The sequence below is a fragment of the Weissella kandleri genome (assembly GCF_001438705.1).
In the GTDB taxonomy this organism is placed as follows: domain Bacteria; phylum Bacillota; class Bacilli; order Lactobacillales; family Lactobacillaceae; genus Weissella; species Weissella kandleri.
This window is the reverse complement of the sequence record NZ_JQBP01000001.1, coordinates 120,704-136,206: the sequence shown is the minus strand read 5'-3', so window position 1 is coordinate 136,206 and position 15,503 is coordinate 120,704. Positions and strand designations below refer to the sequence as shown.

The window sequence follows — 15,503 nt, the reverse complement described above, 5'->3', positions numbered from 1 at the left end:
ATATTAGTCCTTTATAATTTCATTGTTTTTGTAATTATAATTCATGACTATTACTTCATCAACTTTATTTCTACCAGAAGACTTACTGTTTATATTTCTAGTAGCTCCAACAATGGCCGTAGTTTTAGCATATTTTTTATATAAATCATGTATAGCAGGTACACTAGAATTAGACATCATAGCATATACACCTTTTTTGGTTAATTCATCAAAAATAGACAATAATCTTTGCTGTTCCTCAAAACCAAATCCGTTTAACGTGTATCCAACAAAACTATTCTTATCTTCTGAAACAGGAGCATATGGGGGATCGAGGTAAACAAAATCACCTCTCTGTACACCTTTTAATGCTTCTGCATAATCTCCATTTAATATCTTAATATTGTTTTCATTCAAATACCTTGAATCTGCCCTCAAGATATCTTCATTTACTATTGCTGGATTTTTATAACTACCATAAGGTACATTAATTTGCCCTTGCGAATTAACTCTAAATAATCCATTAAATCCTGTTTTATTTAAATATATAAATCTAGCTGCTCGTTCTATATCAGTTTTTTTATCAATCTCATAATTTCTATCCCACGCACGTACAGAATAATAATAGTCACTACTATTATTATTCTGATGCATTCTCAAAACTTCGATTAATTCTTCTACATTATTTTTAACAACCATATAAGCGTTTGTTAACTCTGAATTAAAATCATTTATCGTAGTATTTTTAAATTGCATACTTAAAAAAACGGCACCCCCTCCAACAAAGGGTTCATAATAATTTTTTATTCCTTTTGGTAAAAAATACTCTATATCTTCTAGTAATTGTCTTTTTCCACCCGCCCATTTTACAAATGGCTTGACTAATAAATTCTTTTTTTTCATTTTTTTGGCATTCCCCAATATTTAATTTTAGATGTTAATTATAACCTAATCGTATTAATATATTGTACTTAATCCAAATTACTAAATCAAAATAATTAATCTTTTAACAATAACTCATCGCTTTCAATAATATATAATATTATATTCTGATAGCAAAATCTTTAATTCATTGCACCACCTACGTCCTGTTCGTTCATCAACAAAATAGGTCCACTCGATCGTCTTCCAACTCAATTTATTTCGATATCTCGCAAAGTAAACTTGCTTATGCTGATCATCAAACATATCAACCAAAGCTTTAATTTGTCCTCTTAGATTCTCTAACTGTTGCAAAGTATCATCATCTTCCAGTTTCATCAGTATATTTTCAACTGCATTGCTGTATGAGTTAGCTGCTTTAATATCCTTGTTTAGGTCTTCTGGACGCTTTGGATTTCTCAACTCTTGTTCCCTCTGCTTGATTAATATATCCAATCTACCAGTGAAATAATCAGTCAGTAATTTATCTAACTTATCAGCCATCTATTGCCCCCTAGTCACCATCTACAACCTTTCAACTGTATATCCACTTTGTGTAACACTTTTTCTCGTCACTGCGCTGTAAACTGAAGCTACTGTCAATTCTAAAAAGTCAGAAACATCAAATACATCACCTAACGTCACTAGTAATTCATCTCGATCATAAACTACGTATTTTGCTCTTTTACCTTTCATAGCTCAACCTCTTCAAATTCGTGCCCATCAAACTTATTCTTAATATGTCGTCCATACTGTGCAGTATTCATGCGTTCTGTATAAGCTTGATTTAAATCATCAGTAAACTGCCAATCTCTCTTACCACTTTTCAGATAGTGTTCTTTGAAATAAAGCCCGTCTTTATTTTTATATGCGTACTTCATTCTTCATAACCCATTAAATAGTCGGAACTAACTTTGAAATAATCAGCTAAAAATTTAACAGCATATCTCGATGGTTTTCTTTTACCAGATTCCCACTGACTAATCGTGTTTTGGGGCATATCGAGTTTCCAAGCTAATGACGTCTGTGAAATTTTCTGACTCTCCCGTAACTCTTTAATTCTATTCATCTCTGATCCTCCGAAAATCATCAATTAACTTTTTGATAATAAACACTGAATAAATACCCATCAGCGCCAAAATCAACGTGCCACCGGCTGTAAAAATGTATCCGATTGTCATTATCTTCAAAGCGAAATCAACAGTTACAAGTACCCAATAAGTTGATAGAGCGCAGACTACTAGCCATTCCATTATCAAATACAGTGCTTTGATTAGATTGCGTGCTTTGTATTTATACTCTTTATCCATCTTTCTTTCCTTGCTCCAATTCAATAAGTTCCACTTCAATTCGTGGATCGCCAAACCGCTTTTTGGCCACAATGTCGACAATTTGACTATCGTCGTGCCACAAAACAGTATTTAATCCATCTTCGAACGCTTTAATATAATTCGATAAATCTGGTTTAGTTACCGGTAACCATTTTTCAAGCTTAACGAGCCTTCTCTGCCACTTTGTGGCACTTTTAGGTAATTGACGGTAAAACGTAACTTCAAGGTGGATAGGCGTCTTCTCGTCGATTTTAGGCACACTTTCAGCGAACTTTGTTCCCATCAGTCGCAACCGCTTTTTATAGTTAGCTGTTTTGATTGGGTCGTAAACTTTAACAAAACTGCCCCGTTTCGAAAAACGAGGGCGTTCTTGTTGCTGCGGTTCAATGTCAAATCTGAACTTATGGTGAATCATTCGTTGTAGCCTCTATTCTCGATAAAATCATCTTGATCCTTGTACTGTTTATTCAAGTCCATTAAATCTTCCAGTAGTCCTGGAACTGCATCATCACCGGCATATAAATTCAATAAATCTTCAGCTTTTTTATCAAAACTTCTTTTCAATTCATCTCGCTTACCTTCAAGCTTTTGCAATTCAAAATTACTAATTGCCATTACTGATACCTCCGCTTGAAATTGCCGTATTAATCCTGTCTATCAATCCATTTTCAAAGTACCGGCCAAACATAATAAAGTTTGCTAAATGTACCTTCATGTACTCTAATTGGGCTTCTGACGCCTCTTTAATAACTGCAAGTATTCCCTGACCTTTGCCGTGTACTTGTTCTTTTAAAATAAGCACTTCGTTGCCATCATCTAACAGCGTTCTCAATCGCCAATACTGACCGACGACTGCATTAATTGCTTCAAAAGCTTGGTCTGGATTATCTACAATCAAATCTGAAAACAAGTCGTTAACCAATCCTTCCACTTGTGGATTTTCAGCTAACAATTCAGCGATTGTTGTTTTAGGGAAAATTTCTGGCGATTTTTGAATTTCTAATGATTGATTATATTCATCATCATCATCATCCTTAACCTGTCCTAACCTAACCTTACCTAACCTAACCTGTGCGGACCGTTGGTTGTCATCTGGACGTCCAGTGGACGTCAACTGATTATTAACACTTTGTTGGGCCTTTGGTTTGGCATCAGCTCGGGGTTTAGAGGACAATAATTCAACATCGGGCATTATCTGAAGTAATAGATCTTTATATATTGAATCGATTTTGCGGTCTGATCGTATTCGATTGTTCTCTCGCCAGTCAGTTATAAAAACAACCAAATCTTCGTTCAAAACTTTCACAAAATCTTTCGTAACTAATAATCGTAAATCATCTTCTTTAGCGCCAATTAAATTAATAACGTTATAAGCTTCTACTACTCCGTCATCATCTGCATTTTGTCCTAAGTGCCAGTAAAGATTTTGAGTGCTGGATGGCATTTTTAAAAACTTTGCACTACTAGTAATCCTTGAACTAAACATTCTTCTTTGTGCCATTACTAACTCCTAAAATGGTAAATCGTCATCATTAACAGTTTGCCCGCCAACAAATGGACTTTTTTGACTTTGCGCGACTTGTTGTGTGAACGGACTAGACTGCGCATTGCCAAAATTCGCATTGTCCTGATTACTGGTTGTGTTTGTGGGCTGTGCACCAAAAGATGGTTGACTATTACTAAATGCATTACTATTGCCAGAATTGCTGTCTGGTGCTTGCGGCCGAGGCTTATTCATATCTGGCTTCGATCCGTCTTGCATTAGTGGATGATATGACTTCACCTTTAATTGATATTTTGTTTTGTTATCGTAGTTATCTTTCTTCCATCCAACATTCACAGACAATTGTTTTCCGACTAATTGAGACGCTTGCCTTAAGTCGAACTGAATGCCGTTCTCGACCTGTAATCCATCAACAAGAAAAGAATTAATGCGTTCATAAGAAAAATATGTTTTATTCGTAACCCCCTCGTCAGCACTATCATCAACTAACCTGTCATAAGGAATAATGTTGCCTTCCTGTTCTCCATCTAAGACCCGATAAGTTATAACCATCATTTCTCGGTTTGATTGCGACATTTTAAACTCTGCTGCTGATATTTCAACGTTATACTTACCTGCGAATTCTACAATTCGTGTTCCTGCTTTTTTCTTTGAATTTACTGTAAACATAATATTTATCCCTCTTCCTTGTTTTGAATTAGTTCTGCTGCGTTAATCATTTTCCGATCATCTAACCTATTTTTGGCGTGATTTCCATTTTCTGTGTCTAAATCTATCCAACGCTTATCACCATCTTTATAAATACGTCCAACTACATCAAACGGCGCAGTAAACGCGTTGAATGTTTTAGTATTCATATCGGGCTCAAATCGTCCCTTACCATCTAATCCAGACGGACCGTTATCAATTTGGTGAGCTGTAGCTACAATTGTTAAATTAGAACTACGCAACCACATTCCTAAATTTCGAAACCATAGTTGCAACTTCTGATAATTTTGCCGGCCATCTTTTGAAGCACCGTCAATATTTTCCAGTACCCAGTTCTGTAAAGCGGTTACGTTATCAATAAAGATAACGTCGTGACCCTCTATAAACTTCGTTAGCGCTGTTAACGTCAGACCTTGCATTTGCGGTGCATCTTCTGAATTAAACGCAATCACATCAATATCATCAGTATCTGCAATAGCATTAGTTGATCCATCGTAACTTAGTAACAATTTTTTACCAGTGAACTGTCGGATTAGGCTTGTCTTCCCAGTACCACCGTCGCCATAAACGAAATACATATTCCCAACTGTGGGTATTTCTCCAGCTTTGTACATCTTCATAATTTGCCTCTTATTTCAAATTCAAAATATGCGTAGGTTTATAGACAGTCACTTTATCTAAATCTGATTCAATGTCTTCCCCAAACTTAGTCTTTAATTGCTTTGGAGTTTTAATAGCAAACGCATCTAACCCGTACTTTTTAAAAAATGCCTGTTTATTCTTCTCATTGTCAGGAATAGTAGCCCGCATACTTTCTGTATATTGAGCGTGATTAAACTTTTGCCCTGTCTCAAAGCGCCTCTTCAATTCATCCTTGGCAGCTTTGAAAGTGGGTTCAATATACTTACTGATATAGGCAAATTCTTCTAACTGATCGTTAGACATATTCGCGATTTGTTGTTTAGTTAATTGGCTCATTCCGTATATTTCGCCAAATTCAGTTACAATTTTTAGCTCATTCATGATAAAATTCTCCTGTATTTTGTTTTATTGACTAGCTAAGCTTGGCGGCGGCTAGTCTTTTTTTGTGACTTTTTCATTGTTGTTCTCTCCCGCTTTGATACAAGTAATTTACTGGCTCATTTGCCTAGTCCCTAAATGAAAGGAGAAAGCTAAATGAAAGCAGTAACAGGATTTATTCAAGAAGCTCTTTCAAACGATAACTCAGTTGAAATTCACCTGACGTCTGGTGAACATATTAAAGCCAATAAATTTTTAGGATTAACTGACGTTCTAAAAGTTTCACTAGAAGTTTCTGATTCTCTTGGTGATCATGAAACTAAATATTTTATTGACCCTGACAGTGTCACATTTTTGAAAATTAAAGATTAATCAGTAGTTACATCTAACAACTTAGCAATGGCTGCAACCATTTCTGAGTTGTTTTTTGTTTTGTCCCCTAATGTCTCTACGACGAACCCTTTGACAGCATCAATTATATGTTGGTCGTATTCTTCTATTACACCTAATATCTTAGCTATACTTTCAACCATTCCTGGGTTGTATTTAGTTTGTTCGTCTTCTAGTGTCGATATGACGAATTTTTGAACTGTTTCAATTACGTTGTAATCAATTTTTTTCATTACTTATCTCCTGAAATATGCTTATACCACTGGTCAGCTACCTGCCAAGGCTCTAATAACTTTTGCTTGCTGTCTTGAACCTTATGTGGTCTATCTAAATGTTCTAAAATCAACCATGACCAAAGTACTGCCAGTCCGCCGGAAATGAAAATAATTAAATCGTCCATTCTGAACCTCCTACTACTTCACCACGGCCAAACAGTTCACCGCTAAGTTCTTTACCTTTAGCAGTAACCGGCTTGTGCATGGCTCTAAGCGCTTGTATAGATTGCTTCAAAACTATGGGAGCACACACACCTAAAATATATATCGCAATATTATTACTCATATCTACTCTCCCCATCAGCGAACAATTTCAATTTAGATACTGAAAAGCTACCAGGAGATTCCGGTATTTCTACGTGCAAACGCCTAAACCTATCACTTCCCAAAATGTGTTCTTTAAAATAGGTTTCACCTTTCGATAACATTGCAGCTGCTGTTTTTGCATCTACTGCAAGTATTAGCTCAGAAGGCAATTTAATATCAGATTTTTTAGTAGTCATCTTTTATACCTCCACACTTAGGCCACATCATCTCTTTCAATGGTTGGCAGTACTCCGTCATTTTTAAGCAAGTTATAAATGAATACCCGACCTTTTTGTGTCCACTTTGTATTCATCTTTACGTCGCTGCTGCCATCCTTTTTAGTAATATCAACCGTTTCGCTGAAAGTGTAACCGTGATTTTTATGCTTGGCATAAAGCAACCACTGTTTGCCAACTTTATATTGAACCCCCAAGTCATGTAACTTGGCGTTCATCTTCTGTGCTGACCAACCATAGTCCTCAGCAATTTGACTAATTGCAACTAATGATTTCGACTTCATAATCCGGTCATAATAATCGGCTTTGGGACGACTTTCAGCCACTTGCTGTTGCAGCATTAGCTTTTGATTTCGTTCTTCTTTTAACTTCTTTGCCAAATTAATAATGGTATCTGGATCGGTAAGAACTTCTTCAATTTTTGAATCAGTTAGATATCCACCGTTTTTTCTAATAGCTGGCAAAACTTCTGTTGTTAACCAATCTTGAAACTTTTCAGCTTGTTGCGAATTTGCTTTAATTGCTATTTTATAAACCTGCTGTTCAGTGATGAAATCTCCACGCCTAATTTCCGGTTGTCCAAAAGTGGACAACGCATATTCGTTCACACGTTCCCAACGAACATAGGTGTTTCCTTTTGAAGTTTTTACCAATCCAATCATTCGAGCAGCATCTTCGGCGTCAAATAATAAATGTCCGTTAATTTCCTTGTATTTTAATTTTTCAAAAATTTGCACTTCATTCATAATTCTTCTCCTATATAATTAATTCGCTTTAACAAGAAACGGGCTAAAACTAAAACCACCTTTATGTTCCAGCCGTTTTATTTCTTCCATACTAAATTTACAAACATACTCGTCTTTAAATTTCTTTGGTTCAAAATGATAGCTACCATCTTTTAACCTCATTAACATACGGCTTGGACCAAAAATTTTATTAGAATCAGACGTGACAACATAAAATAATTCAGTATTTTTTACGCTCATTCTTATTTCTCCTTATGGTTGCAACCAGTTGTCGCCAGAATATCCTGTGTACTTAAATAATTTACGTAATTTCTCACGAGCCGTCTTACCATTGGCATTGCCATTTAGCAAACTTGATAAGTATTGGGGCGAAGTACCGATTACCTTTGCTAACTCTTCGCGTTCGTAACCATAATCATCTATGTGATCTTTAAAATTCCGTCGCGCTCTGCGTAATGTTATAACTGCCTCTTGAACAGACATATTATTCCCTCCTCGATAAATTAAAGTAATTTTCAAGTAATCATTGCTTTTTATTAGCTAATCGTCTAAAATAAAGGCATACTAAAAATTACAACTTAAACTCGCTATATTAATGTTCCTGACCACAGTTACATTGATTATTGCTTGTTTTTTTGTTGCTTAATTACTTGATGAGTTAAATATAACCCATTTGTCTAAAAATATCAACATAAAATTACCCCAAATGTCTAATTTTATTCAATATACTTTAAGGAATGGCATAATGACAATATTTGAAAGAGTTAAATTAATCGCAAAAAAAAGAGGATTAAGCCTTGTTTCAATAAACGATACGGCTAATTTAGGCAAGAATGCCATATACAAATGGAAAACACAAACTCCTAATTCTGAAGCGTTGAGTGCAGTTGCCAAAGTCTTAAACGTTTCCGTTGATTATTTGCTAGGTAATACTGATGAAATGATACCAAATAAAAAAGGCCCATCCACTGAGCCTGAGGAAATTGATTTAGACGCTGCTTTAGAGGATAAAGGTGTTGTAATGCGTTTCCAAGGTAAAGAGCTCTCTGACAAAGCTAAACGAGGAATATTAGACATTATTAAATTAGTAGATGGCGACGAGGATTAATGCATGGAATTTGAACTGTTGGAAGAAGAAGTTGATAAGCTTATCTGTTCTCAAAATATAGAATTATATTTTGATGAATTTGAAGTTGATGATCCAGACACAGTTATTATTCGTGAAAATAAACCTGCTATTATCATCATTAATACAAATTTCAATACTGATGTTCCTGTCGTAGCTAGAAAAGCGCACGAGCTGTCTCATGTCCTGTATGGAAGTTCTGAGCCTTCTCTTTACAACTTCTCTATTGGATTAAGAAACGAAGCTGAGGTCATTGCTAACACTGGAATGGTTAACATTTTAGCCCACCTTTCTTTTAAACATACACCACTGGAATATCGCAACCCATACAATTTTATGGAAGCTTTTCATCTTCCAGTTTTAACATATGAAAATACAGTTATTGACGCCATTACAGACGTTCAATACGAGTATTAATTTATTCATTATTGTGAAATTATGTGCTAAGCATCCACACTAAAAGGTTCAAGGAGTATTGTTTCATATGTCTAAGATTATTGAAGAGCAAATTTTACCTTTTGATTTAAATAAATCACAAAAAATATTAGATAAAACGATGGTGAAGTATAGAAGTTTTTCTAATAACCGTACATTGGGTGAAGTAGCTTTTCAGTGGAAAGCTAAAACATCATACACTATCAATTATAAAGATGACGCCAACACTTCTATAATAATAACCAGTAAAAATTTTGGATTAGGCCCTGTCCAAAAAAATGCTGTTCAAAAAGAAATGGAATTATTTAAATCAGCCCTTAGAGACTCTTTAAATGAGGTTGAAAATACCGAACAGCAAGATACTAAATCTTCTGATAATACAGCTGAAGACATTCTAAAATACAAAGATCTATTAGACAAAGGAATATTAACCCAAGAAGAATTTGATAAACAAAAACAAAAATTACTAAACAAATAAAACACTCCCCCGCTTCTGCGAAATGAATATGTGCTAAGCATCCACACTAAAAGGCTCGTTTTAAGGAGTATTATGTTTATTTCACTTATTATATTTTGTGTCTTATCTGTGATTACGTTATTTTCACTAATAATTCTTAGTATATTATATAAAAAAACGCCCATATCAAATAATAGGCATGACATTTTTAAAAAATTAACAATAGCTAATTCAATTATTTTAGCTGTTTTTATTGCTTTAAGTTTATTGTTATTTGGCCAATATAATATTACCAAGTCCGATGCTATTAAAGAATCTAATCAATCTTACAGATCCATTAAATCTAAATTATATGATGCCCACTCTATTTTAATTGACGAAAATAATGACATTCAGGATGCTTGGTCAGATTCAATTTATGACGAGGATGACGATGATTTTAATGATAATATACAGCAAGTTTTAGAAGAAAACGAACAGAATAACACGTCAGTTATTTTAGATATTGTTAGTATCAATGCTGATATAGACAAATTAAAAAAGAATGCCAAGTACACTGGAACCAAATTTGACGACAAGTTAGATAATGCAAAAGACGCCATCAAAGTTCTTTCTAACTATAATAAATTAGTTACTGATCCTCACGGTAATTTTAATTCCTTCGTTTCAGAAACTGAAACTGCAAATAACAATATGAATGCTTTGGCTATTTATAATTAACTCCCCCCGCTCTGCGGGATACATATGTGCTAAGCATCCACATTAAAAGGTTAATTTTAAGGAGCACGGCAATATGAAAGCCAATTTAAAGAACACCGTCACTAATCAAGTTAAGCAAGTTAAAGCAGGCTTTTCTTGGACCACTCTATTTTTTGGATTCTTCCCAGCCTTATTCCGAGGAGACTGGAAATGGTTTGGAATTATTTTCTTAGCAGAATTAGTCGTAGGTAGTTTTACAATGGGATACGGTACTTGGATTATTAGCCTTGTTTTTGCATTTATTTATAATAATTTATACATTAAAGATTTACTATCTCAAGGATTTATGCCAGCAGATGACGCTTCAAAGGACATTCTTTTGAGCAAAGGTATTCAAGTATCAGATGTAAAATAGTTATCCCCCCCCGCTCTTGCGGGATACATATGTGCTAAGCATCCACATTAAAAGGCTCGTTTTAAGGAGTTTATAGTTAAACATGAATAAAATTAAAGAGTTATGGAACACTACATGGTGGTTTAAAATAATTAGTATATTAATAGCTATCTTACTTTCTTACGTACTACCATCAATTGCCATTGTTTTGGGGTTTGGAATATTCATCTATGCTATTGTTTCTTATATAAGAAAATTCATATTAAAGAAACCAAATAGATTTTATCCTAATTACTTACTATTGGCGGGAATAGCCCCAATGATCATTGGCTCAAGCAATCCTTCTTACCAAAAAGAAGTTAATAAGAAAAACGAAGACACAACATCAGCCATTAAAAAAACAGACGCCGAGGACAAAGCTAAAGCAAGAGAAATATCAAAAAATAAAGCAGATGCTCAGTCCGAAAGCAAAGCTAAGGCTAAATCCGAAAGTATAGAAAAAGCCACAAAGGAAGAGTCTGAATCAATTTCTGCTAGTCAATCTGCGGAATCTCAAAGAATGGCTGATTCAGAATCTACAGCTAACTCTATCTCATTAGCTGATTCGATAAAAGCTAGTGAATCTTATCAACAAGCACAACAAGATGAATATACGCAAACTTCTCCAAGTAATTCTGGAGGATCTAATAATGGTACTCATTGGGCCATTCAAGACGGTTATACTTGGGAGACGCGTAAGGGCCATTCGCATATTATTCAACCTGGTGGTTCTCTACCTGCAGGTTATCATTGGGAAGTTGGACACTAGGTAATTTAATTTGTTATTGTTATATATCGACCTGTACGTCGTTAAACTGCCACGGACCTTTAGCTCAGTTGGTTAGAGCAAACGGCTCATAACCGTTCGGTCGTCAGTTCGAGTCTGACAGGGTCCATTGTATTTTAAAATAATATATGAGGTATCATTATGAAAATAACTTTATCAAAAGTAAATATTAAAAAATTCCGCAATATTAACAATATGACATTTAATGTTGGACGTAAAATTACAATGATTATTGGTCACAACGGTACTGGTAAGTCTAATATATTAGCATTGCTATCATCAGCAAGTGGAACCCCAAAAAATTTATTTGATTCAAAAAGTAAATTATTAGGAAAAATGCAGCCCGATTACTCTGATTATTTCAGTATTAGTTCTGCTGAAGACTTTTCTAAATATGATGCATCCATTGAATATTCTAACTATGACAATAGCGAAAATTTCACTAGAAAACTAGATTTTAAAACAGATGATGATACAAGAGCCTCTCACATTGTACCAAGAACCCAAAAAAGTCCATCAACTGACAAAAAAATATCAGATGCCATTTTACGTTTGCAAAAAATTTATCCTAATGTTAAGAAAGAAACTCGTCTTCCATATCCAACAAAATATATTTCTTTAGCACGCGTATTCCCTCGTGGACAGGATAAATTGGACGTTGTTAACAAAAAATCCCTTCCCGACGAAATGAAAAAAATGTATTCATGTTGGTATAATCGTGTACTAAGAGATAGTATTTCTGAAAACGGTTATTTAACAGATACCAAAAAAGGTACTAGCTCTCATCGCTATGAAATGCCGATTAAAAACGCCGCAACTGAATCTATCTCCACTGGTCAAGACTCACTATCAGAAATAATCTCTGCATTACTTGAATTTTGGATAATTAAGGATGATCCAAAATATGAGGGTGGGGTTCTTGCTATCGATGAATTTGACATATCTCTCCATCCTGATGCCCAGGAAAGATTATTAGATTTATTAAATGAATTATCTGAAACTCTAAATATACAAATATTTTTAACCACACATTCAATCTCCGCTGTTAAATTCTTCAACAAACTGGTCAATACAGGAGGAACTGACAATTATAGACTTTTAAGTATTATAAATCGTGATGCTCCTATGGTTGACGATCATCCTGATTATTATTCCATTCTCTCGAATATGTATTTGGACTCAACCATATACAAACCTAAAGTCAAGATATATACAGAGGATAAAGCAGGAGAAAAATTATTACGTTTAGCAGTTGATGCCTTCAATATTGAATACCCTGAAGAGTATATTGACCTCAACTCATTTCAAATAATTCCGTTAGGTTTAGGTAAGCTTCAACTTCAAACGTTAAATGAAATAGATGATAATTTTTCTAAATCTATCATATTACTAGATGGTGATGGTAGATTTGAACATAACTCTGACGAGGAAAAGATGGTTGCTAACTGGGATACTATTAGAGGCGAATATAATCCTGAACAACATAAAACAACCCGAAATCTATCATCGAATGAAGTTATACTTCCAACCGGATTTGCTCCAGAAGCATTAATTTTTCATATAATGTATAATTACGTAGAAAATTCATACCAACCATTCTGGAGCGATTTAATAAGAGCAGGAAAATTCCAATGGAATCCTGATATTATTCGAAAAGATTTTCTTGATATTGAATTTACAAAAAAACGCACATTTCAAAAAATGAAAAAAGATCCCGAATCCAATGCATACCTATTCAAATTTGCAAACGACACACAACTTCTCCAATTTTGGTCTAATGAATCAGATTACAATAAACAATGCATCCATACATTTGGACAGAGTCTCATTCAAGCCAACAAGTCAGTTTCTAGAATTAAATTTTCTTCGTATTTTGCGGAATGATATTTACAAGTTACTGGCCAAGCTTCTTTTTATATGATAAGGTGACTACGAAAGGAGTCAAATTATGTCAAGAACAACAATGACTCCCCTTCGTTATCCCGGGGGAAAGTCGCAACTAATTGAGTTTATAAAGAACACTCTTCAAGTTAATAACATCACCGGAACATACATTGAGCCTTTTGCCGGTGGTGCTGGTGTGGCCATAGATCTTTTATTACATAATACGGTATCTAAAATTGTTATAAATGATTACGATCCCAGTATACACTCATTATGGTTTAACATTATCAACAATAGCGAAAAATTAATTAATTTAATTAAGAAAGTTCCTTTCGATTATACAACCCCTGGAATTTGCTCAAATGAATTTTTATCTGAATATTGGTTACAGCAAAAAAATAATCATTCTTCTGTCGCTGATGAACCATACTCTATAGAGAATGCTTTTTCAACTTTAATGCTTAATCGTATGAACGTTAGCGGTATTATTAATGGTGGCCCAATCGGTGGCAGAAAACAATCTGGTAAGTACAAAATCGATGCTAGATTTAATAAAAAAACATTAATTAAAAAAATACAAGATATATCAAAAGAAAAAAATAGAATAGATTTGTACAATGTTGATGCTAATGAATTAATTAATATTATTAAAAATAATAAATACTATGATAAGGAAAATTCTTTTATATTCTTTGATCCCCCTTACTATGAGCAAGGCAAGAATCTATACCTATCTTTTTTTAATCAAGATCAACATATATCCTTGGCCAACAATATTCTTGACCTAAATGAGTATTATTGGATAACTACTTATGACTACACTCCACAAATTAATACTATATATCAAAATGCTGATCAACGTTTTGCCTATAATTTGAATTATTCTGCCAATAAGCGGGGGATATTTTCAGAATATATTTTTGCAAGCAAAAAAATAAAACTTAAATTCTCAGAAAATATGAACGCCGTTAAACAATAAAAAACGCATATCCCCTACCGACCAAAGTAAACGGGATATGCGTTAAACAAAAAATAACTATTACTAGCTCTTTTCTGATATTTATTATACCAGACCTGAGCATGTCTTTAAACTGCTATTAATAAGATCGAAAGGTTAGGTTTAAATTAATGGCTAGCTTTTACAAACGCGGTTCTACTTACACCGCCTCTGTTTCAATCAAAAAAAATAATAAATACGCTAAAAAAACTAAAAGTGGTTTCAGAACGAAAACAGAAGCAAAAACTTGGGCCACCGAACAAGAACAATTAAACAACACCGGGTTTAATATTTCTGTATCAGATATACTTCTCTCTAAATATTTTAAAAATTGGCATGAACTTTATAAAAATGATGTATCAACCTCTACAAAAACCTGGTATGAGAGAGTCGAGTTCTATATTGATGAGTATATGCCAGGTATTAAATTAAAAGAGTTTAATAGAACTGAAGCGCAAAGATTTATCAATATTCTTGGTAAAAAATATTCTCTCGAAACAGTTCAAAAAGTCAAAAATCAACTTCATCAAGCCATAAAATCTGCTATATATGACGGTATTATAATTAGAGACCCTATGGCTGATATAAAGGCAACTGGTAAAGATGGTAAAAATAAAGAATTAAAATTTTTAGAAGAAAAACAAATAACTGATTTGATTTCATATATTCTCCATAAACCCTCTTCTCAGCGCTCCGCTTCCGATATGATGATTTACCTTGATATTTTTACGGGAGCTCGATATGAAGAATTGGCCGGGCTTAAATGGAAAGATATTTCAAATAATTCAATTAATATCAACAAAGCGTGGATTAGCCTAGATAATAAACTAAGTACCACTAAAACAGACTCTTCCAACAGAATAATATCAATACCTAAGAATGTTTTTAACGAGATTATCAATTGGAAACCAGTTTCAAAAGCAAACGACTTTGTATTTAATAATAATGCGAATAAACCAATAACTAGCGCAGCAGCAAATAAAGAATTAAAATATATATTGAATCAAATAAATTCAGATAAATTAATTACTTTTCACGGTTTGCGTCACACCCACGCTAGTTGGCTTCTATCAAAAGGTGTGGATATTCAATATGTATCTGAACGTTTAGGTCATACTAATGTATCTATGACTTTACGTGTATATACACACCTATTAAGTCAACACCGTGCAGTTGAAGAAGAGCGCTCATTAGATATTCTAAGTTCTATTTAGAATTTGTAGCAAATTTCATTTTTAAATTATTTGCTACAAATTTGCTACATTTAGT

The 15,503-nt window shown here is 33.9% G+C and carries 29 protein-coding genes and 1 tRNA gene; 11 read left to right on the top strand and 19 right to left on the bottom strand.

Annotated features, from left to right (window positions below):
• Nucleotides 1-3 precede the first annotated feature (3 nt).
• The 12 genes from IV73_RS00715 to IV73_RS00665 form a co-directional block, all read right to left on the bottom strand.
• Complete coding sequence (locus IV73_RS00715; RefSeq protein WP_057753400.1) at nt 4-882, bottom strand: DNA adenine methylase; 879 nt, start codon at nt 880-882, stop codon at nt 4-6.
• A gap of 123 nt (nt 883-1,005) precedes the next feature.
• On the bottom strand, nt 1,006-1,404 hold the full coding sequence (locus IV73_RS00710; protein ID WP_057753398.1) for a DUF722 domain-containing protein: 399 nt from the start codon (nt 1,402-1,404) through the stop codon (nt 1,006-1,008).
• A 21-nt stretch (nt 1,405-1,425) separates the two neighbouring features.
• Nucleotides 1,426-1,596 (bottom strand): hypothetical protein, encoded by a 171-nt coding sequence (locus tag IV73_RS06585; protein WP_157049518.1) that lies wholly within the window; start codon nt 1,594-1,596, stop codon nt 1,426-1,428.
• On the bottom strand, nt 1,593-1,781 hold the full coding sequence (locus IV73_RS00705) for a hypothetical protein (RefSeq protein ID WP_057753396.1): 189 nt from the start codon (nt 1,779-1,781) through the stop codon (nt 1,593-1,595). The genes IV73_RS06585 and IV73_RS00705 overlap by 4 nt, the downstream gene beginning before the upstream one ends.
• Nucleotides 1,778-1,969, bottom strand: coding sequence for a helix-turn-helix domain-containing protein (locus IV73_RS00700; protein ID WP_057753394.1), 192 nt, complete (start codon nt 1,967-1,969; stop codon nt 1,778-1,780). Before IV73_RS00700 ends, IV73_RS00705 begins: the two co-directional genes overlap by 4 nt.
• Nucleotides 1,962-2,210, bottom strand: a complete 249-nt coding sequence (locus IV73_RS06645) for a hypothetical protein (protein WP_057753392.1) — start codon at nt 2,208-2,210, stop codon at nt 1,962-1,964. Before IV73_RS06645 ends, IV73_RS00700 begins: the two co-directional genes overlap by 8 nt.
• Entirely contained in the window at nt 2,203-2,646 is a 444-nt protein-coding gene (locus IV73_RS00690) for a RusA family crossover junction endodeoxyribonuclease (RefSeq protein ID WP_057753390.1), read from the bottom strand. Before IV73_RS00690 ends, IV73_RS06645 begins: the two co-directional genes overlap by 8 nt.
• Complete coding sequence (locus IV73_RS00685) at nt 2,643-2,846, bottom strand: hypothetical protein (RefSeq protein WP_057753388.1); 204 nt, start codon at nt 2,844-2,846, stop codon at nt 2,643-2,645. The genes IV73_RS00690 and IV73_RS00685 overlap by 4 nt, the downstream gene beginning before the upstream one ends.
• The gene (locus IV73_RS06740; RefSeq protein ID WP_057753386.1) at nt 2,836-3,732 is read right to left on the bottom strand and encodes a hypothetical protein; all 897 of its coding nucleotides are present in this window, start codon (nt 3,730-3,732) and stop codon (nt 2,836-2,838) included. The genes IV73_RS00685 and IV73_RS06740 overlap by 11 nt, the downstream gene beginning before the upstream one ends.
• Nucleotides 3,733-3,741: 9 nt before the next feature.
• Nucleotides 3,742-4,404: a DUF669 domain-containing protein gene (locus tag IV73_RS00675; protein ID WP_057753384.1), complete on the bottom strand. Its 663-nt coding sequence runs from the start codon at nt 4,402-4,404 to the stop codon at nt 3,742-3,744.
• 5 nt (nt 4,405-4,409) lie between these two features.
• Nucleotides 4,410-5,063: an AAA family ATPase gene (locus IV73_RS00670; RefSeq protein ID WP_057753382.1), complete on the bottom strand. Its 654-nt coding sequence runs from the start codon at nt 5,061-5,063 to the stop codon at nt 4,410-4,412.
• 10 nt (nt 5,064-5,073) lie between these two features.
• Nucleotides 5,074-5,466, bottom strand: coding sequence for a hypothetical protein (locus IV73_RS00665; protein ID WP_057753380.1), 393 nt, complete (start codon nt 5,464-5,466; stop codon nt 5,074-5,076).
• Between the two features lie 153 nt (nt 5,467-5,619).
• On the opposite strand from IV73_RS00665, the gene IV73_RS00660 reads away from it, so the two are divergent.
• Entirely contained in the window at nt 5,620-5,835 is a 216-nt protein-coding gene (locus tag IV73_RS00660) for a hypothetical protein (RefSeq protein ID WP_057753378.1), read from the top strand.
• Here IV73_RS00660 and IV73_RS00655 read toward each other — a convergent pair.
• Genes IV73_RS00655 through IV73_RS00635 form a run of 7 tightly spaced genes read right to left on the bottom strand, consistent with a single transcriptional unit; the run spans nt 5,832 to nt 7,899 of the window.
• Entirely contained in the window at nt 5,832-6,086 is a 255-nt protein-coding gene (locus IV73_RS00655; protein WP_057753376.1) for a hypothetical protein, read from the bottom strand. The two genes, IV73_RS00660 and IV73_RS00655, sit on opposite strands and share 4 nt — an antisense overlap.
• On the bottom strand, nt 6,086-6,253 hold the full coding sequence (locus tag IV73_RS06575; RefSeq protein ID WP_157049517.1) for a hypothetical protein: 168 nt from the start codon (nt 6,251-6,253) through the stop codon (nt 6,086-6,088). Before IV73_RS06575 ends, IV73_RS00655 begins: the two co-directional genes overlap by 1 nt.
• The gene (locus tag IV73_RS06570) at nt 6,241-6,414 is read right to left on the bottom strand and encodes a hypothetical protein (RefSeq protein ID WP_157049516.1); all 174 of its coding nucleotides are present in this window, start codon (nt 6,412-6,414) and stop codon (nt 6,241-6,243) included. The genes IV73_RS06575 and IV73_RS06570 overlap by 13 nt, the downstream gene beginning before the upstream one ends.
• A complete protein-coding gene (locus IV73_RS00650) occupies nt 6,407-6,631 on the bottom strand; it encodes a hypothetical protein (RefSeq protein ID WP_057753374.1) in 225 nt (74 codons plus the stop codon). Before IV73_RS00650 ends, IV73_RS06570 begins: the two co-directional genes overlap by 8 nt.
• A 17-nt stretch (nt 6,632-6,648) precedes the next feature.
• Nucleotides 6,649-7,416, bottom strand: a complete 768-nt coding sequence (locus tag IV73_RS00645) for a phage antirepressor KilAC domain-containing protein (protein ID WP_057753373.1) — start codon at nt 7,414-7,416, stop codon at nt 6,649-6,651.
• 18 nt (nt 7,417-7,434) lie between these two features.
• Nucleotides 7,435-7,656: a hypothetical protein gene (locus tag IV73_RS00640; RefSeq protein WP_057753371.1), complete on the bottom strand. Its 222-nt coding sequence runs from the start codon at nt 7,654-7,656 to the stop codon at nt 7,435-7,437.
• Between the two features lie 12 nt (nt 7,657-7,668).
• Nucleotides 7,669-7,899: a helix-turn-helix domain-containing protein gene (locus IV73_RS00635; protein WP_057753369.1), complete on the bottom strand. Its 231-nt coding sequence runs from the start codon at nt 7,897-7,899 to the stop codon at nt 7,669-7,671.
• A 262-nt stretch (nt 7,900-8,161) separates the two neighbouring features.
• Here IV73_RS00635 and IV73_RS00630 point away from each other — a divergent pair, with 262 nt between their 5' ends.
• From IV73_RS00630 to IV73_RS00585, 10 genes are all read left to right on the top strand, one after another.
• Nucleotides 8,162-8,524 carry a helix-turn-helix domain-containing protein gene (locus IV73_RS00630; RefSeq protein ID WP_083485514.1) on the top strand — a complete coding sequence of 121 codons (363 nt, stop codon included), beginning with the start codon at nt 8,162-8,164 and terminating at the stop codon, nt 8,522-8,524.
• Between the two features lie 3 nt (nt 8,525-8,527).
• A complete protein-coding gene (locus IV73_RS00625) occupies nt 8,528-8,959 on the top strand; it encodes a hypothetical protein (RefSeq protein WP_057753367.1) in 432 nt (143 codons plus the stop codon).
• A 67-nt stretch (nt 8,960-9,026) separates the two neighbouring features.
• Complete coding sequence (locus IV73_RS00620; RefSeq protein WP_057753365.1) at nt 9,027-9,455, top strand: SHOCT domain-containing protein; 429 nt, start codon at nt 9,027-9,029, stop codon at nt 9,453-9,455.
• A 72-nt stretch (nt 9,456-9,527) separates the two neighbouring features.
• The gene (locus IV73_RS00615; protein ID WP_057753364.1) at nt 9,528-10,154 is read left to right on the top strand and encodes a hypothetical protein; all 627 of its coding nucleotides are present in this window, start codon (nt 9,528-9,530) and stop codon (nt 10,152-10,154) included.
• Between the two features lie 73 nt (nt 10,155-10,227).
• Nucleotides 10,228-10,548, top strand: a complete 321-nt coding sequence (locus IV73_RS00610) for a hypothetical protein (protein WP_057753362.1) — start codon at nt 10,228-10,230, stop codon at nt 10,546-10,548.
• Nucleotides 10,549-10,630: 82 nt separating this feature from the next.
• Complete coding sequence (locus tag IV73_RS00605) at nt 10,631-11,335, top strand: hypothetical protein (protein ID WP_057753360.1); 705 nt, start codon at nt 10,631-10,633, stop codon at nt 11,333-11,335.
• Between the two features lie 53 nt (nt 11,336-11,388).
• Nucleotides 11,389-11,462, top strand: a tRNA-Ile gene (locus IV73_RS00600).
• A gap of 32 nt (nt 11,463-11,494) precedes the next feature.
• Nucleotides 11,495-13,237: an ATP-dependent nuclease gene (locus tag IV73_RS00595; RefSeq protein ID WP_057753358.1), complete on the top strand. Its 1,743-nt coding sequence runs from the start codon at nt 11,495-11,497 to the stop codon at nt 13,235-13,237.
• Between the two features lie 64 nt (nt 13,238-13,301).
• Nucleotides 13,302-14,216, top strand: a complete 915-nt coding sequence (locus IV73_RS00590; RefSeq protein ID WP_057753357.1) for a DNA adenine methylase — start codon at nt 13,302-13,304, stop codon at nt 14,214-14,216.
• A gap of 149 nt (nt 14,217-14,365) precedes the next feature.
• Nucleotides 14,366-15,448 (top strand): site-specific integrase, encoded by a 1,083-nt coding sequence (locus IV73_RS00585; protein WP_057753355.1) that lies wholly within the window; start codon nt 14,366-14,368, stop codon nt 15,446-15,448.
• Nucleotides 15,449-15,503 lie beyond the last annotated feature (55 nt).

Excerpts from the sequence above, each read along its gene's own strand:
- IV73_RS00715 (WP_057753400.1), bottom strand. The coding sequence starts at position 882 with ATGAAAAAAAAGAATTTATTAGTCAAGCCATTTGTAAAATGGGCGGGT.
- IV73_RS00710 (WP_057753398.1), bottom strand. The coding sequence starts at position 1,404 with ATGGCTGATAAGTTAGATAAATTACTGACTGATTATTTCACTGGTAGA.
- IV73_RS06585 (WP_157049518.1), bottom strand. The coding sequence starts at position 1,596 with ATGAAAGGTAAAAGAGCAAAATACGTAGTTTATGATCGAGATGAATTA.
- IV73_RS00705 (WP_057753396.1), bottom strand. The coding sequence starts at position 1,781 with ATGAAGTACGCATATAAAAATAAAGACGGGCTTTATTTCAAAGAACAC.
- IV73_RS00700 (WP_057753394.1), bottom strand. The coding sequence starts at position 1,969 with ATGAATAGAATTAAAGAGTTACGGGAGAGTCAGAAAATTTCACAGACG.
- IV73_RS06645 (WP_057753392.1), bottom strand. The coding sequence starts at position 2,210 with ATGGATAAAGAGTATAAATACAAAGCACGCAATCTAATCAAAGCACTG.
- IV73_RS00690 (WP_057753390.1), bottom strand. The coding sequence starts at position 2,646 with ATGATTCACCATAAGTTCAGATTTGACATTGAACCGCAGCAACAAGAA.
- IV73_RS00685 (WP_057753388.1), bottom strand. The coding sequence starts at position 2,846 with ATGGCAATTAGTAATTTTGAATTGCAAAAGCTTGAAGGTAAGCGAGAT.
- IV73_RS06740 (WP_057753386.1), bottom strand. The coding sequence starts at position 3,732 with ATGGCACAAAGAAGAATGTTTAGTTCAAGGATTACTAGTAGTGCAAAG.
- IV73_RS00675 (WP_057753384.1), bottom strand. The coding sequence starts at position 4,404 with ATGTTTACAGTAAATTCAAAGAAAAAAGCAGGAACACGAATTGTAGAA.
- IV73_RS00670 (WP_057753382.1), bottom strand. The coding sequence starts at position 5,063 with ATGAAGATGTACAAAGCTGGAGAAATACCCACAGTTGGGAATATGTAT.
- IV73_RS00665 (WP_057753380.1), bottom strand. The coding sequence starts at position 5,466 with ATGAATGAGCTAAAAATTGTAACTGAATTTGGCGAAATATACGGAATG.
- IV73_RS00660 (WP_057753378.1), top strand. The coding sequence starts at position 5,620 with ATGAAAGCAGTAACAGGATTTATTCAAGAAGCTCTTTCAAACGATAAC.
- IV73_RS00655 (WP_057753376.1), bottom strand. The coding sequence starts at position 6,086 with ATGAAAAAAATTGATTACAACGTAATTGAAACAGTTCAAAAATTCGTC.
- IV73_RS06575 (WP_157049517.1), bottom strand. The coding sequence starts at position 6,253 with ATGGACGATTTAATTATTTTCATTTCCGGCGGACTGGCAGTACTTTGG.
- IV73_RS06570 (WP_157049516.1), bottom strand. The coding sequence starts at position 6,414 with ATGAGTAATAATATTGCGATATATATTTTAGGTGTGTGTGCTCCCATA.
- IV73_RS00650 (WP_057753374.1), bottom strand. The coding sequence starts at position 6,631 with ATGACTACTAAAAAATCTGATATTAAATTGCCTTCTGAGCTAATACTT.
- IV73_RS00645 (WP_057753373.1), bottom strand. The coding sequence starts at position 7,416 with ATGAATGAAGTGCAAATTTTTGAAAAATTAAAATACAAGGAAATTAAC.
- IV73_RS00640 (WP_057753371.1), bottom strand. The coding sequence starts at position 7,656 with ATGAGCGTAAAAAATACTGAATTATTTTATGTTGTCACGTCTGATTCT.
- IV73_RS00635 (WP_057753369.1), bottom strand. The coding sequence starts at position 7,899 with ATGTCTGTTCAAGAGGCAGTTATAACATTACGCAGAGCGCGACGGAAT.
- IV73_RS00630 (WP_083485514.1), top strand. The coding sequence starts at position 8,162 with ATGACAATATTTGAAAGAGTTAAATTAATCGCAAAAAAAAGAGGATTA.
- IV73_RS00625 (WP_057753367.1), top strand. The coding sequence starts at position 8,528 with ATGGAATTTGAACTGTTGGAAGAAGAAGTTGATAAGCTTATCTGTTCT.
- IV73_RS00620 (WP_057753365.1), top strand. The coding sequence starts at position 9,027 with ATGTCTAAGATTATTGAAGAGCAAATTTTACCTTTTGATTTAAATAAA.
- IV73_RS00615 (WP_057753364.1), top strand. The coding sequence starts at position 9,528 with ATGTTTATTTCACTTATTATATTTTGTGTCTTATCTGTGATTACGTTA.
- IV73_RS00610 (WP_057753362.1), top strand. The coding sequence starts at position 10,228 with ATGAAAGCCAATTTAAAGAACACCGTCACTAATCAAGTTAAGCAAGTT.
- IV73_RS00605 (WP_057753360.1), top strand. The coding sequence starts at position 10,631 with ATGAATAAAATTAAAGAGTTATGGAACACTACATGGTGGTTTAAAATA.
- IV73_RS00595 (WP_057753358.1), top strand. The coding sequence starts at position 11,495 with ATGAAAATAACTTTATCAAAAGTAAATATTAAAAAATTCCGCAATATT.
- IV73_RS00590 (WP_057753357.1), top strand. The coding sequence starts at position 13,302 with ATGTCAAGAACAACAATGACTCCCCTTCGTTATCCCGGGGGAAAGTCG.
- IV73_RS00585 (WP_057753355.1), top strand. The coding sequence starts at position 14,366 with ATGGCTAGCTTTTACAAACGCGGTTCTACTTACACCGCCTCTGTTTCA.